At 33.7% G+C, this 20,216-nt stretch carries 21 protein-coding genes; 8 read left to right on the forward strand and 13 right to left on the reverse strand.

Translation table 11 applies throughout. The features are described 5' to 3' along the window. Nucleotides 1-132 precede the first annotated feature (132 nt). From O5O44_RS14765 to O5O44_RS14790, 6 genes are all read right to left on the reverse strand, one after another. On the reverse strand, nt 133-1,299 hold the full coding sequence (locus tag O5O44_RS14765) for a formimidoylglutamase (protein WP_289194991.1): 1,167 nt from the start codon (nt 1,297-1,299) through the stop codon (nt 133-135). Nucleotides 1,300-1,305: 6 nt separating this feature from the next. Continuing rightward, nucleotides 1,306-3,816, reverse strand: a complete 2,511-nt coding sequence (gene topA, locus O5O44_RS14770; protein WP_289194992.1) for a type I DNA topoisomerase — start codon at nt 3,814-3,816, stop codon at nt 1,306-1,308. Nucleotides 3,817-3,954: 138 nt separating this feature from the next. Beyond that, a complete protein-coding gene (locus O5O44_RS14775; RefSeq protein ID WP_019388229.1) occupies nt 3,955-4,722 on the reverse strand; it encodes a hypothetical protein in 768 nt (255 codons plus the stop codon). Nucleotides 4,723-4,734: 12 nt separating this feature from the next. Continuing rightward, entirely contained in the window at nt 4,735-5,505 is a 771-nt protein-coding gene (locus tag O5O44_RS14780; protein WP_289194993.1) for a hypothetical protein, read from the reverse strand. Nucleotides 5,506-5,593: 88 nt separating this feature from the next. Next, nucleotides 5,594-6,838 carry an LVIVD repeat-containing protein gene (locus tag O5O44_RS14785; protein ID WP_289194994.1) on the reverse strand — a complete coding sequence of 415 codons (1,245 nt, stop codon included), beginning with the start codon at nt 6,836-6,838 and terminating at the stop codon, nt 5,594-5,596. A 15-nt stretch (nt 6,839-6,853) separates the two neighbouring features. Next, nucleotides 6,854-7,294, reverse strand: coding sequence for a hypothetical protein (locus O5O44_RS14790; protein WP_289194995.1), 441 nt, complete (start codon nt 7,292-7,294; stop codon nt 6,854-6,856). A gap of 144 nt (nt 7,295-7,438) precedes the next feature. On the opposite strand from O5O44_RS14790, the gene miaB reads away from it, so the two are divergent. The 7 genes from miaB (at nt 7,439) to groL (ending at nt 14,327) form a co-directional block, all read left to right on the forward strand. Continuing rightward, nucleotides 7,439-8,887 carry a tRNA (N6-isopentenyl adenosine(37)-C2)-methylthiotransferase MiaB gene (miaB, locus tag O5O44_RS14795; RefSeq protein WP_289194996.1) on the forward strand — a complete coding sequence of 483 codons (1,449 nt, stop codon included), beginning with the start codon at nt 7,439-7,441 and terminating at the stop codon, nt 8,885-8,887. Between the two features lie 92 nt (nt 8,888-8,979). After that, on the forward strand, nt 8,980-10,260 hold the full coding sequence (locus O5O44_RS14800) for a sigma-54 interaction domain-containing protein (RefSeq protein ID WP_019388224.1): 1,281 nt from the start codon (nt 8,980-8,982) through the stop codon (nt 10,258-10,260). 51 nt (nt 10,261-10,311) lie between these two features. Next, nucleotides 10,312-10,821 carry an LPS assembly lipoprotein LptE gene (lptE, locus tag O5O44_RS14805; protein WP_289194997.1) on the forward strand — a complete coding sequence of 170 codons (510 nt, stop codon included), beginning with the start codon at nt 10,312-10,314 and terminating at the stop codon, nt 10,819-10,821. 27 nt (nt 10,822-10,848) lie between these two features. Continuing rightward, nucleotides 10,849-11,793 (forward strand): DUF8458 domain-containing protein, encoded by a 945-nt coding sequence (locus tag O5O44_RS14810; protein ID WP_289194998.1) that lies wholly within the window; start codon nt 10,849-10,851, stop codon nt 11,791-11,793. After that, nucleotides 11,793-12,152, forward strand: coding sequence for a preprotein translocase subunit SecG (gene secG, locus O5O44_RS14815; RefSeq protein ID WP_026010101.1), 360 nt, complete (start codon nt 11,793-11,795; stop codon nt 12,150-12,152). The genes O5O44_RS14810 and secG overlap by 1 nt, the downstream gene beginning before the upstream one ends. Nucleotides 12,153-12,317: 165 nt before the next feature. Beyond that, a complete protein-coding gene (locus O5O44_RS14820; RefSeq protein WP_019388220.1) occupies nt 12,318-12,593 on the forward strand; it encodes a co-chaperone GroES in 276 nt (91 codons plus the stop codon). A 102-nt stretch (nt 12,594-12,695) separates the two neighbouring features. Further along, nucleotides 12,696-14,327, forward strand: coding sequence for a chaperonin GroEL (gene groL, locus O5O44_RS14825; RefSeq protein WP_019388219.1), 1,632 nt, complete (start codon nt 12,696-12,698; stop codon nt 14,325-14,327). Between the two features lie 83 nt (nt 14,328-14,410). Here groL and O5O44_RS14830 read toward each other — a convergent pair whose 3' ends face one another. The 7 genes from O5O44_RS14830 to xrtF all read right to left on the reverse strand — a co-directional run bounded on the left by O5O44_RS14830 (nt 14,411) and on the right by xrtF (nt 19,642). Further along, nucleotides 14,411-14,752 (reverse strand): ribose-5-phosphate isomerase, encoded by a 342-nt coding sequence (locus O5O44_RS14830; RefSeq protein WP_289194999.1) that lies wholly within the window; start codon nt 14,750-14,752, stop codon nt 14,411-14,413. A gap of 42 nt (nt 14,753-14,794) precedes the next feature. After that, nucleotides 14,795-15,148: a heavy-metal-associated domain-containing protein gene (locus O5O44_RS14835; protein WP_019388217.1), complete on the reverse strand. Its 354-nt coding sequence runs from the start codon at nt 15,146-15,148 to the stop codon at nt 14,795-14,797. 10 nt (nt 15,149-15,158) lie between these two features. Further along, nucleotides 15,159-17,399 carry a TonB-dependent receptor gene (locus O5O44_RS14840; RefSeq protein ID WP_289195000.1) on the reverse strand — a complete coding sequence of 747 codons (2,241 nt, stop codon included), beginning with the start codon at nt 17,397-17,399 and terminating at the stop codon, nt 15,159-15,161. A gap of 1 nt (nt 17,400) precedes the next feature. Beyond that, a complete protein-coding gene (locus tag O5O44_RS14845; RefSeq protein ID WP_289195001.1) occupies nt 17,401-18,129 on the reverse strand; it encodes a heavy metal translocating P-type ATPase in 729 nt (242 codons plus the stop codon). A gap of 81 nt (nt 18,130-18,210) precedes the next feature. Beyond that, on the reverse strand, nt 18,211-18,612 hold the full coding sequence (locus tag O5O44_RS14850; RefSeq protein WP_434088356.1) for an HYC_CC_PP family protein: 402 nt from the start codon (nt 18,610-18,612) through the stop codon (nt 18,211-18,213). Between the two features lie 57 nt (nt 18,613-18,669). Then, complete coding sequence (locus tag O5O44_RS14855) at nt 18,670-19,098, reverse strand: exosortase F system-associated membrane protein (protein WP_072794748.1); 429 nt, start codon at nt 19,096-19,098, stop codon at nt 18,670-18,672. Then, on the reverse strand, nt 19,091-19,642 hold the full coding sequence (xrtF, locus tag O5O44_RS14860) for an exosortase family protein XrtF (RefSeq protein ID WP_289195003.1): 552 nt from the start codon (nt 19,640-19,642) through the stop codon (nt 19,091-19,093). The genes O5O44_RS14855 and xrtF overlap by 8 nt, the downstream gene beginning before the upstream one ends. 71 nt (nt 19,643-19,713) lie before the next feature. Here xrtF and O5O44_RS14865 point away from each other — a divergent pair, with 71 nt between their 5' ends. Further along, on the forward strand, nt 19,714-20,169 hold the full coding sequence (locus O5O44_RS14865; RefSeq protein WP_289195004.1) for a GAF domain-containing protein: 456 nt from the start codon (nt 19,714-19,716) through the stop codon (nt 20,167-20,169). The last annotated feature ends 47 nt before the right edge of the window (nt 20,170-20,216 follow it).

The following is a 20,216-nucleotide window of genomic DNA, read 5'->3' on the forward strand; positions in this document are numbered from 1 at the left end:
GCTTCATTTTTGAGAGCGTAAACATATTTATATATTTTTTAAAAAACAACTATTTGTCTAAAAAATTTACGTTTCATCGTAAAAATTAAGCATTTCAACGATGAAAATGGTATTTGAACTGTCTTACCTGTACTACACACTGTTCTTTTGCAATGCTTTATACCAGCGGTCTGGGACCTTATTATTACAGGCATCCAAATAATCTTGGTGCATGCATGGTAATAACGTATGTCTTTTTAATTTATTATTAACATCTGCTAAAAAAGGAATCTCAATCCACCATCTTCCAGTTTTATTACTCTTGTAAAAAACTAATTCTTCAGAGTCCACCAGTGTTATATATTTTTGATAATTTCTATCATCTGAAAAATCATCGTCTTTTACTCTGTAATTAACACCCTCAATAAAATACCATAAAATTTGAGCTACGAGCATTGATGTAAGCTCATCATCATTTGATGGTTTATATTCATAAATACCAAACGATGTTACTTTATTACTAATACCAGCATATCTTGCAATGGCACAAATTTCTTTACCATCTAAACCATTTGGTGAATATTTTTGTTTCAAACTTACTTCGGCTCCTTTTACCGAGGTTAAATCTAAACTTACAATATTCGCATCTCTTAATACAGGCTCAACTATGGTAACATCTTTTGAAACTGCACCTAATCGATACGATTCAAAATACAGATTATCCATCAAATCTATTTCTTCTTGCGAATTAAAATAGGTTTGATAGCCGATTGTGGCATAATTAAATAAGTTATAGGGTTTATCGAGAATTATTTTTCCAACAAAGCTATTGTTTTTTATTGGTTTTGTAGAATCTCCTAAGTTAAATTGAGCATCAACATTTACGATGTTAACCATAGGAATTAAGGCATCATAAGCCCTGTAATTCGCATAAGTTAAATCTTGAGAGCCTCCTAAAATTATAGGAATGATATTCTTTTTAACTAATATTGTTATTGATTCTTTAAGTGCGAAATAAGTATCTTCTACACTTTCACCTTTATTAATATCACCTAAATCGGCGACGGTAGTATTCCAACTTCCTGGAAAAAGACCATAAAATGACTTTCTTATTTCATTAAGTTGAAATTCTTCACCTATATAATTAACGTCGTTTCTGTTTTCAAGAACGCCAAGAATAGCAATATTCACATCTTCAAGGTCTGGAATACCATGTTGTGCAGAATGTATTTTAAGTTTTCTTCCTAGTGCTTGAGCAGGCAATAACTCGTTATGTGCCAATACTGAATCTGAGACAGGAGATAAAAAATTAAAATTCATTTTGTATTATTTCTTTTTTGCTGGTGCTTTCTTTTTTGCAGCAGTTTTTTTCTTTGCTGGTGTTTTTTTCTTCGGAGCATTGGCTTCAATAATGGCCTTTGCTTCCTCTAAAGTCATTTCTGAAACATCAACTGTTTTAGGTAATTCAACTTTTATTTTACCTTTTAACACATTGTGTCTTCCCCAACGTGCTTTTTCAACTCGAATCCCTTCGTCTTCCCAATTATGGATAACCTTATCGATTTCCTTTTGTATTTTGGTTTCAATCAGCTCTACTATATCTTCGTCTGATAAATTATCCCAATCGTATTTTTTATTTACGTTAATAAACATATTGTTCCATTTTATAAATGGACCAAAACGACCTTTCCCTTTTTGTACAGGTAAATCTTTGTACATATAAATAGGGGCGTCTGCTTTTTGCTTTTCTTTAATTAAAACAATCGCATCATCCAATTCAACACTTAATGGGTCTACACCTTTGGGTAATGATACAAAAGCATCTCCAAATTTTACATAAGGACCAAAACGCCCATTGTTTACTTGAACTTCTTCACCTTTATATTCACCAAGTGTTTTTGGAAGCTGGAATAAATCCATGGCTTCTTCGTAAGTAATTGAATTTAATTGCTGGTCTGGACTTAAACTCGCAAATTGAGGTTTTTCTTCATCATCAACTGTTCCTATTTGCACCATTGGTCCAAATCTTCCTAAACGCACACTTACTTGTTTCCCAGTTTTTGGGTCTTTACCTAAAATACGCTCACCAGATTCTCTATCGGCATTTTCTTTTACATCTTCAACTACAGGATGGAAATCTTTATAAAACGATTTCATCACTTTCGTCCAATCTTCATTGCCTTCAGCGATTTCATCAAAATCGGCCTCTACTTTTGCCGTAAAATTATAATCTAAAATATGTTCAAAATGATTCACTAAAAAATCAGTTACAATCATTCCAATATCTGTAGGAACCAATTTCCCTTTATCTGAGCCAACTTTTTCTGTTAGAGTAACATCCTTAACTGTTCCGCTTTTTAAGGTAAGTTGTGTATAATTACGCTCTTCACCTTCAACAGAACCTTTCTCCACATAATTTCTATTTTGAATTGTTGAAATTGTTGGTGCATAAGTTGATGGACGACCAATACCTAGCTCTTCTAATTTCTTTACTAATGACGCTTCTGTGTATCGTGCTGGCGGACGCGTATAACGCTCTGTAGCCGTGATGTAATTGTTTAATAGCGTTTCATTTACTTTCATTGCTGGAAGCATACCGTCTTGTTCTACATCTTCATCATCCGTACCTTCAAGATATACTTTCAAGAATCCATCAAAAGTAATAACCTCACCATTTGCAGTAAAAGTTTCGTTATGCGTAGAAGCACTAATTTTCACATTCGTTCGCTCTAACTCAGCTTCACTCATTTGTGAGGCTATAGCGCGTTTCCAAATTAAATCATATAAACGAGCCTGATCACGATCGATATCCACTGAATGCGTTGCGAAATTTGTTGGTCGAATAGCCTCATGCGCTTCTTGAGCTCCTTTAGCTTTGCCTTTATAATTTCTTGGTTTACTATATTTTGAACCGTAAGCATCTTTGATTTCGGCTTCGGCACCTTTTCTAGCTTCATCTGATAGATTTACACTATCTGTTCTCATGTAAGTAATTAAACCTGCTTCATAAAGGCGTTGCGCCATCGTCATGGTTTTACTTACTGAGAAATATAACTTTCTAGAGGCTTCTTGTTGTAATGTTGACGTTGTAAATGGAGCAGCAGGTGATTTTTTAGCAGGTTTTTTTTGTAAATCTGCTACCTTAAAATTAGCCGTTGCATTTTGCTCTAAAAATTTTTGTGCTTTTGCCTTAGTTGAAAAATTCTTAGGTAGTTTAGCTTTAAAAGTTTGCCCGTCTTCATTTGAAAACTCAGCATCAATTCTATAGGATGCTTCAGGTGTGAACTCTTGAATTTCACGTTCTTTTTCAACAATTAATCTCACAGAAACCGATTGTACTCGACCAGCAGATAAACCGCCTTTTACTTTTCTCCAAAGTACTGGCGATAATTCATACCCTACAATCCTATCTAAAACACGACGCGCTTGTTGTGCATCCACCAAATCGTAATCTATACCTCTTGGGTTATTGATTGCTTTTAAAATGGCATCTTTAGTGATTTCATGAAAAACAATACGTTTAGTTTTGTCTTTATCTAATTTTAAAGTTTCTGCTAAATGCCACGCAATAGCTTCTCCCTCGCGATCTTCATCACTTGCTAACCAAACCATTTCTGCTTTTTTAGCTAAATCTTTAAGCTTTTTTACTACTGCTTTTTTATCTTTGGAAACTTCGTATTTTGGTTTAAAATCACCATCCACATCTACCCCTAATTCTTTGGAAGGTAAATCGGCTATATGCCCAAAACTAGATTCTACTTTAAAATCTTTTCCTAGAAATTTTTCAATGGTTTTTGCCTTTGCAGGTGACTCTACTATCACTAAATTCTTCGCCATACTTCGTTTTTTGAAGCTACAAATGTATATGAAAAAAAGTTTATCTGTAGCATTTTATGGATTATCTGGATGATATTTGAATAAAAAAACCTGCTTTTAACATTTTAAAAACAGGTTTTTATTTAATTATTATAAATATTATTCTGTTACGATTCCTATCTCATCTATAACACTTTGCTCGTTATGCCCAATTGAATCTTTGTATATATAATATAGTGGCACGTAAGCGAATGAACTGGTTACAAAAACACCAATAAAACACAAGACAATTCCAACTAATTGTGCCAGAAACCCAGCAACTATAATTAAACCAAAGGTGATAAGCCACTTTTTGTTTCCTAGTTTAAATCCGATTTTTGTGATATCTGAAGCCGATAAATCTGGATTAAAGGCGTAAATTACATTAATTAAAGCTATGGGCACCATCGCATAAAACATTGGTAAAACACAAAGTAAAATAGCAAGCAAGCTAATACCAAAAGTTATGGCGGCGAGTTTTATAGTTTTTCCCAAGTATGGTTTTTTAAAGAAATAAAAATAATCATCTGACCCTGCTTCATTCAAATCTTTCATTTTACAAATTCTGAAGAATGCCGACTTAAATCCGAAAGTAATAATCATTGCGAAAAACATAAATACCGTCATTAATAAATAAAATGGTATTAACAACATCATATTAGCCTCTGAGCCTTGTTGTAAAGAATCTGGATCTAAAATCCCCATTGCTATTAATGGCAGATACATGATGATGTAAAAAGGTATCATCATAACCATTGTTAAAAGCATTATAACCAATCCTTGTAACCAAACTTTCTTAAAAAGCTCGATTGATTTATTAAAAATATCGCCAAAGTCTAGATCTTTTGCATTTTCAATTTTAGTGAGTAATGTTTCAGTTGTGTTCATTATAAATATATTTTAATTTTCGTAATCGTCTCTAACCCCAATTTGTTCTATTTCATTGGTATCCTCAAAACCTATAACCTCTTTATAAATAAAAAATACGGGCAAATAAATAATAGACATGGTAAACAGAAGCCCTATACCGCATCCTAAAACACCCAACATACCAATGACAACCGATACGAAGATTGTCCCAAAGCTAATAAGCCACTTTTTTGTTCCTAATTTAAAACTTGCTTTTACAATTTCAGCCTCGCTTAAATCTGGATTATTAGCAAATATTATAGTAAAGTAAGCCAATGGCACAAATACATAAATATAAGGAATAAAAAACATGAACTGGGCTACTACCGCAATACCGGTATGAATTAAACCAAGCATGAGTAATTTAGAAAAGTAGGCCTTTTTTAAAAAATAAAAATAATCGTCTGGCTCTATAATACCTGAAACTTGATTTCTACAAATTCTATAAAATCCAGCTACGATAGCCATGGATATGGTAGTTACTAAAATAGTTTGAGGAATACTAAAAATTATAGATTCTAAATAAAAATCAACAAAAGAGTCGATATTAAATTGACCAAAGGGTAGCGTAGTTTGAGGTGCTAAGCCTATTAATGAGAATACAATATTAATTCCCATGGCAAATACAACAATTAGTAAAACAACTAAAAATCCTTTAATCCAGATTTTTTTAAATAATGCGATTATGCTATCAAATAAGTTACTAAAATCTAATGCTTTGGCGTTATCAATTTTTTTTGATAAACTATCAAATGAATTCATTATTGGTTTGGTTAGTCGATGATTTTCTTTACAATTATACATAAAAAAATCTGCCCGAAGGCAGATTAGTAAACAACATTTGTTTAGTTTAGTTTAGCAAGTATGAGCTAATCAGCTCGATGTTGTTTTCTTTATATTCGTATTGATACAAGGTATTTCCTCCTATCATAATTAAATTATTTTCCAGAGGAATTACATCAGTAGCTTGAATATCGTCTAAGGTATTTACTAGTTTTAAATCTTTTGGCGTTTCTAGTTCAAATAGTTTTAAGCCCGCTGTTCCGTCGCACACATAAAGCATGTTATTTCTTATTCCTAAGCCATAAGGATTTTCTAAATCGTAACGTGCTGATAAGGTAGGATTCGATTTATTGCTAATATCTATAACTTCTAACACACTTTCTAATTGCCCGCAAAGATTACCGCCTCTTAAAGTTAAATAGGCATAGTCACCATTTACAACCACAGGATCGCAACCTTCCCAATGTGTAAATTCCGAAACATATTCTGGAGCGGACGGATTCTTTAAATTATATATATACATGCCGTTTGTGCTACCAAGATATAAATAGCCTTCTGCTTGAAACATAGTTTCTATATTCCATCCTGCATATTGCGTATTTACAAGAAATGGCTCCTCCAAATTCTGAATATTAAAAATAGCCATTTCATAATTTCCAACGGTATACAAATAATTATCCACAATTTGAAAACGTGCTAAAGATCCTCCCGTTCCTGTTGATGATTCGGCTTGTGAGCCTACCATACCATCATTAAAAATAACGTCAATAACACGTGTATTATCCACTTTTTTCCGACGCTCTGTACTTAACGTCCAACCAATTATAATTTCTTCTTCATAATTGTATTTTCCATAATCAACCTCTTGCGCTTCAATAGGGATATCGTAATCATATACCGTAAAAACATCTTCTAAACGTTCAGACATAACCACATTATTGATATCTGAAATATCAAAAACAACTAAATCTGTGGCGCTATCAGCAAACAAAAAATTGTCCTTAACCGAGATATCTTCATTTCCTGGAATCTCAATAAATTTTATCGCCTGTGGCATTTCAGGGTTAGTATTATCTATAATATGGACCCCAGAATCTACATCACTTACAAAAATATAGTCCTGGTATACATAAATTTTACCTGGCTCTTCTATGGTTTTAGGAGCATTGACTTTTACAGCACTTCTAAACGCCGCCTTACTCATGAGCTTTGGCGATGCCACTTGAATAAATTCATAATCGGCATCGTCGTTTTTATCGCAAGACAAAGCCATTAAAAAAAATAGAGGCAAAAAAAGGTGTTTTAATTTCATACGACTTGGTTTTATTCAATATTTATAATTTAATGAAGACTCTAATTCTTCAATATTCAATATTATTTCTTGACTTCCTTCAATTTGAATTGGGGTTAAATCAAATGTTACCGTTCGTTCAAAAACGGCCAAACATTCTTCTTTATTATCTAATTGAAACTTTAAATAACGTTGTTCTGGGAACGATTCAGCAATAGCTTCAGAAGCTACTAAACTAAAACTCCATGAATTTCCATCGCAACCAGAAGCTCCAATAGTTATACTTAAGCAGTCATCAATAATTTCAGTATCAATAAATGTAAAGTTTTCAGAACTCAAACTATTATATAGGCCTTCGTCTACTATTACGACATCATCACAATTTCCAAAATAATAATCATCATCTTCATCACATTGGGTATTCATAAAACAAAACGCCGTAAGTAATATAAATACTATCTTTTTGAAATGCTGCATATTAAATGTATGGTTTTACAAAAGATGCAGCGAATGCCTTTTGGTTGCGTTAATTATATAATAAAATAAACTGACACTTTGTCATAAAATACAAATAAATTGTATCTTTGCATGCTTATTGACTCAGATAGGATTCAGTAAATTATGGAAAAGACAATAGACGAAAAAAAACAAGGAGAATCTTTAGTATTAGATCAAAAAGAGGGGAACAAACGTAAACTTTTTATTGAAAGTTACGGATGTGCTATGAATTTTAGCGATAGCGAAATTGTAGCATCTATCATGCAAAATCAAGGGTTTAATACGACACAAAACCTTGAAGAAGCCGATTTGGTTTTAGTGAACACGTGCTCCATTAGAGATAAAGCAGAACAAACAGTTCGTAAACGTCTTGAAAAATATAACGCTGTAAAAAGAGACCATAACCCTAAAATGAAAGTAGGCGTATTAGGTTGTATGGCTGAACGTTTAAAGACTAAATTTCTTGAAGAAGAAAAAATTGTAGATTTAGTTGTTGGACCGGATGCTTACAAAGATTTGCCTAACCTATTGGCCGAAGTTGACGAAGGAAGAGATGCTATAAACGTCATTCTTTCAAAAGAAGAAACCTATGGCGATATCTCGCCAGTGCGTTTAAACACCAATGGTGTTACAGCTTTTGTATCGATAACCCGCGGTTGCGATAACATGTGCACATTTTGTGTAGTACCTTTTACGCGTGGTAGAGAGCGCAGTAGAGACCCGCAGAGTATTATTGAAGAAATAAACGATTTATGGAATAAAGGCTATAAAGAAGTTACTCTTTTGGGCCAGAATGTTGATAGCTACCTTTGGTATGGCGGCGGACTAAAAAAAGACTTTAAGGATGCTAGCGATATTCAAAAGGCAACATCGGTAAACTTCTCGAAGTTGTTAGATCTTTGCGCAGTGGCACAACCCAAAATGCGGATTCGTTTTTCAACATCGAATCCTCAAGATTTAACTTTAGATGTTGTTGAAACCATGGCGAAACATCAAAACATCTGTAATCATATTCATTTACCTGTACAAAGCGGTAGTAATCGTATTTTAAAAGAAATGAATCGTTTACACACCCGCGAAGAGTACATGGCTTTAATTGATAACATCCGAAAAATTATTCCAAATTGTGCTATAAGTCAAGATATGATTGTTGGTTTTCCTACCGAAACGGAAGCCGATTTTCAAGATACCGTTTCACTTATGGATTATGTAAAATATAATTTCGGTTATATGTTTACTTATTCTGAGCGCCCTGGAACTATGGCAGGTAGAAATATGAAAGATGATGTTCCTGAAGCAATTAAAAAACGTAGACTACAAGATATAGTAGACTTACAACGGATTCACAGTGAAATTAAAACCAAAGAATGGCTTAACACCACTGTGGAAGTTTTAATTGAAAAAGAATCAAAAAAATCAGATGCCCAATGGTCTGGTCGCACACCTCAAAATATTGTCTGTGTGTTTCCAAAAGCAAACTATAAAGTAGGCGATTTTGTAAATGTAAAAGTTACAGATTGCACCAGTGCAACGCTTATTGGCGAGGGTATTGGGTTGAGTGAGAATAATTAATTAAAAAAAGCACAGAGAAAATAGAATAGAGAAAATAGACCCCAAAATTAAAGTCTAACCTCTTGTTTCTTGATTCTCTCATCTAAATAAACATGGAATCAGTTCAAGCTATAAAACAACGTTTTGGTATTATTGGTAATGCACCAGCGCTAAATCGTGCTATTGAAAAGGCGATTCAAGTAGCACCTACAGATATTTCGGTTTTAGTAACTGGAGAAAGTGGTGTTGGTAAAGAAAGTATTCCTAAAATAATACATCAATTATCTCACAGAAAGCATAATAAATACATTGCTGTAAACTGTGGTGCTATACCAGAAGGCACCATAGACAGTGAGTTATTTGGACATGAAAAAGGATCTTTTACAGGTGCCACACAAACACGTGCAGGGTATTTTGAAGTAGCTGATGGCGGAACCATTTTTCTAGATGAAGTTGGCGAATTGCCCTTAACAACTCAAGTGCGTTTATTGCGTGTTTTAGAAAATGGTGAATTCATAAAAGTAGGTTCCAGTAAAGTACAGAAAACCAATGTACGTATTGTAGCCGCTACAAACGTGAATATGTTCGAAGCCATTGAAAAAGAAAAATTTCGCGAAGATTTATATTATCGATTAAGCACGGTAGATATTCATTTACCTCCACTAAGAGATCGTCAAGAAGATATTCATTTATTGTTCCGAAAATTCGCTAGTGATTTTGCATTGAAATACAAAATGCCTACCATCAAATTAACCGATAATGCTGTACAAGTTTTATTGAAACACCGATGGGCAGGTAATATAAGACAGTTAAGAAACATTGCAGAACAACTCTCTGTATTAGAGCAAAACAGAACTATTTCTGCTGAAACATTGCGTGGGTACCTACCAGCTACTGCAAATACAAACTTGCCTGCGGTTATAAAAACATCAAAATCTCAAAGCGATTTTAGTAGCGAACGCGAAATCTTGTACAAAGTTCTTTTTGATATGAAAAGCGACCTCAACGACCTAAAAAAGTTAACGCTAGAATTAATGAAAAATGGTAATGTTAAGGATGTTGAAAAAAATAACGAGAGCTTAATCCAAAAAATTTATGGCAATGATGAAGAGGAGCAGGACATGGATTTAGATTTTGAAGAAAACACCATAAACGACGATATTATTGCTATTCCAGAGCATAAAACTACTGAAGAAGAAGCAACTCCAGTTCAAGATAAATATTATTTTGCTGAAGAAATTGAAGAAGAAGAAACCTTATCATTACAAGACAAAGAATTAGAATTAATTAAAAAATCGCTTGAACGTCACAACGGAAAACGTAAATTAGCAGCTGCAGAATTAGGCATTAGCGAACGTACGTTGTACAGAAAGATAAAACAATACGATTTATAACTTATCGTTAAACAAGAAACTAAAGTTCTTAATTCATCAGAATTTGTGAATATGAAAAAATATAGTATCCCTTTTTTATTTTTAACTTTCTGCTTTACGCTTGTAGGTTGTGGCATTTACTCTTTTACGGGTGCTTCCATACCTCCAGGAACGGAGACATATCAAGTCAATAGGTTCGAAAATACGGCGTTATTAGTTGAACCAGGGTTAGAACGAGATTTTAAATTGGCTTTGGAAGACCTAATACAAAATCAAACGAACTTACGATTGGTTCCATCTAATGGCGATTTGGTTTATGAAGGTGAAATTACAGAATATAGAATCTCGCCAACTACAGCAACCTCTGATAATACGGCAGCTCAAAACAGATTAACTATTGGTGTAAAACTGAGGTTTTTCAACAGAAAAAAAGAAGAAGACGATTTAGAACAAAGTTTTACATTCTTTTATGATTATCCAGGAAGCGAACAGCTTATAGGCTCACAAAAAACCACAGCGCACGAAGAAATATTTGAACGCCTTACTCAAGATATTTTTAATGCTACATTAGCAAAATGGTAAAATTTTTAATTAAATTGGGATAAACCAATGCATCAAACAGATTTTACATATTTATTACAAAACCCTCAAGCCATATCTCATGGGCAAATCGAGGATGTAAAATCTATTATTGACGCCTATCCTTATTTTCAACCGGCACGCGCCATTTACCTTAAAGGTTTAAAAAACCAAAGTAGTATTTCTTATAATCAAGAACTCAAAACAACTGCTGCTTACACTACTGATAGAAGTATACTATTCGATTTTATTACATCGGATGCTTTTCTTCAAAATGAAGTTTCAAAACATATAAAAAGCAATACAGAAAACCTCAAAGGTATTAGTGTTGATATAGAAGACCTCTCAGTCAATAAAAGTGTTGCTATTGATGATGCCTTAAAACAACAAATAAAAGAAACTGCTGGTGTTTTAGACCCTACTTTATTTCAACCTAAAGAACCCAGACCAATTAAGGTGTCGAGTTTCAGACTAGATGAATCTGAAGCCATTGAAAACGTAACCGAAGAAACCAAAACCCAAGAAGCTTCAGCAGAAGATATTTTAAAATTAGGAGAACCTCTTAAATTTGATAAAAAAGAAAAGCATTCTTTCAATGAATGGCTAAAATTAGCGCATTTCAAGCCTATAAAAAGATCAACTAAAGAAGAAGAAGAACTCGTTGAAAATAAAACTTCTGAAAGTTTGAATAAAGAAAAGAAATTTGAACTTATCGATAAATTTATTTCAGAAAATCCAAAAATTAAACCGAGCAAAACGAGTACGCCAAATATAAACTTAGCACAAGCCCAAATGATACAGCCAGAGTCTTTAATGACAGAGACTTTAGCACGTATTTATGTTGAACAAAAAAATTACAAAAAAGCTATTCAATCTTATAAAATTTTAAGTTTGAAATATCCAGAAAAAAGTAGTTTCTTTGCAAACCAAATTAAAGCGGTAGAACAATTACAAGAACAAAATAATAAATCATAATGAGTACGTTTACAATATTTTTAGTCCTTATCGTCGTTGTAGCATTTTTACTAGTTGTAGTAATCATGGTGCAAAACCCAAAAGGAGGAGGTTTATCATCATCTTTCGGTGGTGGTGGCACACAACAATTAGGAGGTGTTAAAAAGACAACCGACTTTTTAGACAAGAGTACCTGGACATTAGCAACATTATTATTGGTTTTAATACTTATATCAAATGTAGCTATTGACAGAGGTGGTTCAGCTAATACAGAATCTAAAGCCTTAGATCCTGATACACAAACTGCACAACCTTTACCAGCAGTTCCTGCTGCTACAGATAATACAACGGCTACCCCTGCAGATTCAACGGGTAACTAAGCGACATAAAACAAAACAAAAAATGCCAACCTTAACAGTTGGCATTTTTTATTTCTACCAATCGGTAGAAGAGTCTGTAAGTTTGTCAGTTCGGAAGCATTGGCACATTTTTAGCATAACGCATAAGCGTTAATAAAAATTTTTAAAATCAAAAACATATAAAAAATGGCATTAAACATTAAACCATTAGCAGATAGAGTTCTAATTGAACCAGCTGCCGCCGAAACTAAAACGGCATCAGGAATTATAATTCCAGATAATGCAAAAGAGAAACCACAAAAAGGAACCGTTGTAGCTGCCGGACCTGGCACAAAAGACGACCCGATTACAGTTAAAGTTGGTGATACCGTTTTATATGGAAAGTACGCTGGAACAGAGCTTAAATTAGAAGGAAACGATTATTTAATCATGCGCGAAAGCGACATATTGGCTATTATTTAAATGGCTATTTGCTATTAGCCTCTGGCTTTTAGCTCAAAATAAATTATTATTAATACTTGGCCAATAGCACACAGCTAAAGGCTAAAAGCAAAAACTAAAAAAATGGCAAAAGATATAAAATTTGATATTGAAGCACGCGACGGTTTAAAGCGCGGTGTAGATGCATTAGCAAATGCAGTTAAAGTAACTTTAGGACCAAAAGGACGTAACGTAATTATAAGCAAAAGCTTTGGTGCGCCACAAGTAACCAAAGATGGTGTTTCGGTTGCAAAAGAAATTGAATTGGCAGACGAGCACGAAAATATGGGCGCTCAAATGGTAAAAGAAGTAGCTAGCAAAACTAACGATTTAGCTGGTGATGGAACAACTACCGCTACCGTTTTAGCCCAAGCTATTGTAAAAGAAGGTTTAAAAAACGTTGCTTCTGGAGCAAATCCAATGGACTTAAAACGTGGTATTGACAAAGCTGTTGAAGCTATTACTGCAGATTTAGAAAAGCAATCAAAGCAAGTTGGCAATTCTTCTGAAAAAATAAAACAAGTTGCAGCTATTTCTGCTAATAACGACGACACTATTGGTGAGTTAATCGCTCAAGCGTTTGGTAAAGTTGGAAAAGAAGGTGTTATTACTGTTGAAGAGGCAAAAGGTATGGAAACATATGTTGATGTTGTTGAAGGTATGCAATTCGATAGAGGCTATTTATCACCTTACTTTGTTACAGATGCAGATAAAATGATTGCCGATTTAGAAAATCCATACATTTTATTATTCGATAAAAAGATTTCTAACTTACAAGAAATCCTACCTATTTTAGAGCCAGTAGCACAATCTGGTCGTCCGTTATTAATTATTGCTGAAGATGTTGACGGACAAGCTTTAGCAACCTTAGTAGTTAACAAATTACGTGGTGGTTTAAAAATTGCTGCTGTAAAAGCTCCAGGATTTGGCGACAGACGTAAAGCGATGCTTGAAGATATCGCAATTTTAACTGGAGGAACAGTAATTTCAGAAGAAAGAGGATTTACTTTAGAAAATGCAGATCTTTCAATGTTAGGAACTGCTGAAACTGTAACCGTTGATAAAGACAATACAACTATTGTAAATGGTTCTGGAAAAGCTGCGGATATTAAAGCGCGAGTAAACCAAATTAAAGCACAAATTGAAACAACAACTTCGGATTACGATAAAGAAAAACTTCAAGAGCGTTTAGCTAAATTAGCTGGTGGTGTTGCTGTACTTTACGTAGGTGCTGCAAGTGAAGTGGAGATGAAAGAGAAGAAAGATCGTGTTGATGATGCTTTACATGCTACAAGAGCAGCTGTTGAAGAAGGTATTGTTGCTGGTGGTGGTGTTGCCTTAGTTAGAGCAAAAGCAGTATTAACTAAAATTACTACCGATAATTTAGATGAAACAACAGGTGTTCAAATTGTAAATAAAGCTATTGAAGCGCCATTAAGAACTATTGTTGAAAATGCGGGTGGCGAAGGCTCTGTTGTTATCAATAAAGTTTTAGAAGGGAAAAAAGACTTTGGATACGATGCTAAATCTGAAGAATATGTAGATATGCTTAAAGCTGGTATTATCGATCCTAAAAAAGTTACACGTATCGCCTTAGAAAATGCCGCATCTGTTGCTGGTATGATTTTAACGACTGAGTGTGCTTTAATTGATGTTAAAGAAGATGCTCCTGCCATGCCTCCAATGGGAGGTGGCGGAATGCCAGGAATGATGTAGTCGAAAACTTCGACACACAAATCATATAAAAAAAACGCTTCAATTCATTTTGAAGCGTTTTTTTATTTGTAACAAATTATTTTTTAGTTAAACCAAACCGCGTAGCGTTGTCGGCGTAACTCTAAAGCTAAAGCTTTTTCCATTTTAAGTGCTTCTTCTCGAGTAGCAAGAGGATCAATGTGATTATATAAGCTCGGTCTTAAATAAGAGCCATATTTCTCAACAATATTAGACGATAACTTATAGCCTTTTTTGTTTCTATAACCAGTTTTATGCTGAAGAAAACGTTCTTTTGGAGTTTTGCTGGTCATACCAACATACAAACATTCCAAAACGCCATTAAACTGCGGATTTGCGGCCCGAAATTTAGCATTTTCACTATAAACCCGTTTTTTTAATTCAACAACATAAATTCTATATGGCATTCTAGATAAACTTAAAATCTATATCAAATAAAGCTATGTGATTTAATCTTTGTGATCATCTATAACCTCATCATCACGATACTTACAACAGGCATGTACAGATGCATAAGCTTCATCAGTAGCTTTAAATGCCTTGGTATCATGACCCGCAGCTAATACTTGCTTTTCAATAGTTTCAACATCTGTTTTACGTGCATCGAAAATTAATTTCAGCTCGTGGGTATCAATATTCCAATCGGCAAACTTAACACCTTTGGTATTTAAACATGCCTTTTCAATTCGTGCTTTGCACATGCCACAAACTCCATCTACTTCAAGAGAAGCTTTGGCATTTTTATTTTGCCCAAAGGATAATGTCCCGATTAGCATTAAAGCTATAATTATTAATTTTTTCATTTTATTTGTTTTAATTTAATTTATATCGTAATCCTGCATAATACATACTCCCAAAAATGGGGCCATATACAAAAGTAGAATCAAAATTCGCACCAAAAGGATCATCAGCCCCTAAAATAGGATTTGGCTGTCTCACATTGGTTATGTTTTCACCCCCTAAATATACTTCAAATCTTGGCGAAAATACCTTTGTAATTTGCGCATTTAAAGTCGCCACGGTTGGTGTTCTTTCTGGCAACTGATATTCCACAGGGTTACTTACTGTTGAAGCATAACGCTGATCGCTCAACCAATTATAGGTAATATCAAATTTCCAATGTCCAGATTCTTCAACTTCTTGTTTTGTTTCATAACCCATATTAGCAAAAATTCTGTGTTTGGGTGTTAATGGTTTTTCTAATCGTCCAGAATTATAATCTGTTTTTACATCATAAAACTTGTAGGCGGTTCTTAAATCGAATCCTTCAAAAGCATTATAATTCAATTCTACTTGAAAACTATTGGCAAAACTCTTGCCATTAAGGTTGTAAAAATTTATTTCAGTAGGTGTTTCCCAATCTACTACCACCTGATTTTTAAAATCGGTTTTATAATAATCAAAGGTGATATCTGCTTTTCTTCCAAAAAGATTGAATCCTTGTAAATATGAAAATCCATAATTCCATGCAATTTCTGGATCCAAGCCATAAATTGTTCCGCCAGAATCCAAAATTTGTATTTGTCTGGATGTTGAAAATAATTGCTGGTTTTCAGTAAAAATATTAGCGCTACGTTTTCCCCTTCCAAATGAAGCCCTAAAGGCAGATTTACTCCAAGGTGAATAGCGTGCGTGCACTCGAGGCGTTATGAATGTGCCTAATAAATTATGATGATCCACACGAACCCCTGCTGTTAAATTCAGTAGTTCTAAATTATCAAAACTGTATTCAAAAAAGGCACCAACAGAGTTTTCTGTTCGTTCATAATCAGAGGCATTTACCTGCTCATCATAATGATCGTAAGTATAGCTAATTCCGGTTTTTATTTTATGACGAGAATCGCTAATTATAGAGTTATAAATGGCATTTGCATATAAACTATTGTGGGTAATATCATAAAAATTCAATCCGAAATATGAATCTTGCTTATGACTACTAAATGCCGTTTGAACCCCCAAACTTTGCCAAGGTATTTCTGGATTTACATAACCAAATTTCGTTGATATTTCATAGCGTTGAGTATCAATCTCACTGCCCCAGGCATTGGTTGTTAATTTGTCGGAATCCGGATTAAAATCTAACTGGCCCGTTTGCTTTTCGTCGTTTAAAAACTTCAAATTAATGAAACTTACAAACCCTTTTTCGGTATCGATGTACTGCCAACGATTCATCAGATTGATTTGATTGAATTTCGGCATATCTAAAAACCCATCGTTGTTAACGTCGTGTTCCTTGTTATGTGTATTTCCATGGATATACAATCCGGTATGCCATTTATCATTCACTTTCGTATTTATATGTGTATTGAGTTCCAAACGTTCGCTTGATGCGCCATATAAATTAACAAACAATTTATCATCGGTAGATGGTTTGACCAACTCCGTATTAATTTGGCCTGCAATACTTTCAAAACCATTCACTACACTCCCCGCGCCTTTGGTAATTTGAATACTTTCCACCCATGTTCCGGGAATAAAACTCAATCCGTAGGCTTGTGACGCACCACGAATGGATGGAATATTTTCAGTAGCAATTAAAATATACGGACTTGTTAATCCTAACATCTTTATTTGTCGTGTTCCTGAAATGGCATCGGCGAAATTAACATCGATGGACGGGTTAGTTTCAAAACTTTCAGAGAGGTTACAACAGGCCGCTTTCAACAACTCTTCACTACTTACATTAATTACATTTGTGGCTTTATAGAACGATTTTGCCGTTGTTTGCTTTCTAGATTTTATAGTTACAGCATCCAAATTATCTGTGGATTGTAACCAATGTTTAATAGTTTTTGGTCCATTGATGGTTAACGTATCGGTTTTAAAGCCAACGTAACTAATAATAAGCTTTTTGTACTGTGGTTTGTAGGTTAAATTGAACTTACCATCAATATCGGTTACTGTTCCAACTTCGGTATTTAACCAATACACGTTGGCTCCTGCCAATGCTATTTCTTGATTTTTATCGTTGGCTTCAAAGACTACACCTGTAATTTTATCCTGAGACAAAACCATAATTGGGAATAGCCATAGTATATATAAGAACTGTTTCATTTTAATTGAAGGTTTTTATTAACATAACTATAGCCATCACAATCATGATGGAGTTTTCAATAAAGGTTGCTTTAGTCATGGGCAGTTTTAATGCTGTCCCTAGGCAAGCACATTGTATTGCTTTTTTATCAAGTAATGTTTTAGTAACACCTATCGTGGTGATTCCTAAAATAATTAAGGTAATGATTAATGCTATTGGAATTTCAATACGCATTAAGAACATCACACCAAGAATGGTTTCAATAAAAGGATAAATCCAACCGTAAACGGGGACTACTTTGGCAACTGGGTCGTACATTCTAAACGACTTTGGAAACCCTTTTAAATCAAGTATTTTAAAGAAGCTAAAGACAATATAAAATAAGCCCATAAAATCGAGCATAAATTCACTACTATTCCACGGATTGTAATTGAGAAGAACAGACGCTATGGTAATATATCCAAAGATTAAAAACAAAGGAAATAGTTGTTGTAAATCGGTTTTTTCTGGTTCAACAATTCCTGAAGATTTAAACACATTTATCTTCTGTTTTTCAGAAATTGTATATTTATTTGGTAATGTTTTTTGAAGTGTTTCGACTGGAATATGTTGAGACATTTCAACGGTAGCTTCAGCCCTTTCTAAATCTACCGCTGCATTAACGACATAATCTAGCTTGTTGAGTTTTTCTTCAACTGATGCTTTGCAATTATTACAGGTCATGCCTGTAATTGTATATGTATGTTTCATGATTTATTTGATTATCAATTTTTAAATAAAATTTTCAATGGAAATAGATTCCGAATCTATTTCAGAAAAAAAATTAATAAATCAAATCAAAAAAACTTGTTCTAACACCTGAATATCGGTGACCAAATTGGGTGGAGAATAATCTTTATGAGGTATGGTTTCTTTAGGTAGGCTTTCGAAACCAGAAATATAAGTGTGAAAAAAGGCCGTTAGGAACTGAACCTTTTCAAATTCTAAATCATCAAAAGAAGAGAATTTAAGTTGGTCTTGTCCTTTTACAAGATCTACTTCATCTTTACAGCAGGTTTTTTTCTGAAGCATTTCCATAGCTTCCATTCCGCATTTTTCAGCTTCAGTAAATACTGCAACATCAACTAAAACATCACCACAATAGTGCTTTTCAATGGTAAAAGATACCGTTGAAAACAACACCAGTAATGCTAAAGTTACCGAAAACGTTTTATGTAAAATGGCTTTTATCACAATACAAAAATACAAAATTTTGAAGTGAAGCGGTTGACTTTATCAAATGATTAACATTCAATTTTTAAGCTTGTGATAGTAGAATGCGGGCAGTAACAGAATTAATATAATAGGCTGAATTAAAAATCTTCTGATATTAAAAAACAAATAATAATCTTCTTGTCTTGGGTTGATAACAAAATACAAATAGAAAAGCATCAAAATAAAAAAGGCGACTGCATATACCAATGTTGAAAATTTTATAATGCTTTTATCCTTAAAAACAACAAACAGTATTGCTAGAGAAATGAGTGTATTCAGCAAATAGCGCAAAGTTGTAAAGGCAACCAATTTAAGCACTTCCCGTCTAGGACTATCAATGTACAAATAATCGTTTTCAAAAAAAGTTAAGTAAGGATCATAGAACAGTACGTCTTCAAAATACCGAATTAACATCAGCATCAATATGAGTATTGAAATCAATATTAATTTAGTAGCTCTATGCATGCTTTTTATTCAATTTAGAAAATCTATTCACCCAAAAGATCCATAGTAAAAACACCATTCCATAAATAATAGCTGGAAATATTACGGTGTGTAACACATCGCCATATTCTGGGTAGTGATACAACCCGACAGTTAAAACAACAATACGCAATAAATTAACAATGTAAATTAAAACGCTACCCGACAAAATATAGAAAAATGTTGTTTTCAGTTTTCCAGAAAACGCTGCAATAAAAGAAACAAAAAGGATAATTACACTTATGGAGTTACAGCCTTCAATAATTCGCCCGAGATATTCGCCATTTAAAATTAGTTTCATGGAAGGCTCATCTGGATGCGGTAATACTTGTGTTTGGTAGCCGAAAGATTGTAACAACTCTTGACTTTGAATAGCCACTAAGTTGGTTACATAATCGGGGTAAAATTTAGAGCCGTCAGAATATTGCAAGTACAATTTATAAAAAACTGAAAGCACCACATACACCACCAAAAATGTCATGATAAATTTTATTACCGACTTATATTTAACGAAAAGTGATTTCAATTATAAATTTTTGCGTAACAGAATATCGAAATTACACCTTTTTAAATACATTTACCAAAACTTTTAAAGTTATGATTTTTGAAACCCTAAAACCTCAAGTTGAAAACATTATCTCGAACAGCACTAAAACGGTTGATGAGCGCCTGTTATCAATTTGCCAATTACTTGAAACGAACATTGATTATTATAACTGGGTTGGTTTTTATTTTAGAAATGGGCAAAAAGAAGAATTACTTTTAGGTCCTTATGTAGGTGAGCCCACAGACCATACGGTAATTCCTTTTGGCAAGGGGATTTGCGGACAAGTGGCCCTAAGTAATCAAAACTTTGTGGTACCAGATGTATCGGCACAAGATAATTATATAGCCTGTAGCTTCACGGTAAAAGCAGAAATTGTGGTTCCTATTTTTGTGAATGGTGAGAATATTGGACAGATAGATATCGATTCGAATACTCCAGACCCATTTACTGAAGCCGACGAGCGATTTTTAGAGTTTGTTTGCCAAAAAATTTCTGAAATTTTATAGTTGTTAACAACTTCCATTTTTCGTTAAAAAAATACCCCGTTTTTTGA

It is taken from the genome of Algibacter luteus (assembly GCF_030344935.1).
GTDB lineage: Bacteria > Bacteroidota > Bacteroidia > Flavobacteriales > Flavobacteriaceae > Arenitalea > Arenitalea lutea.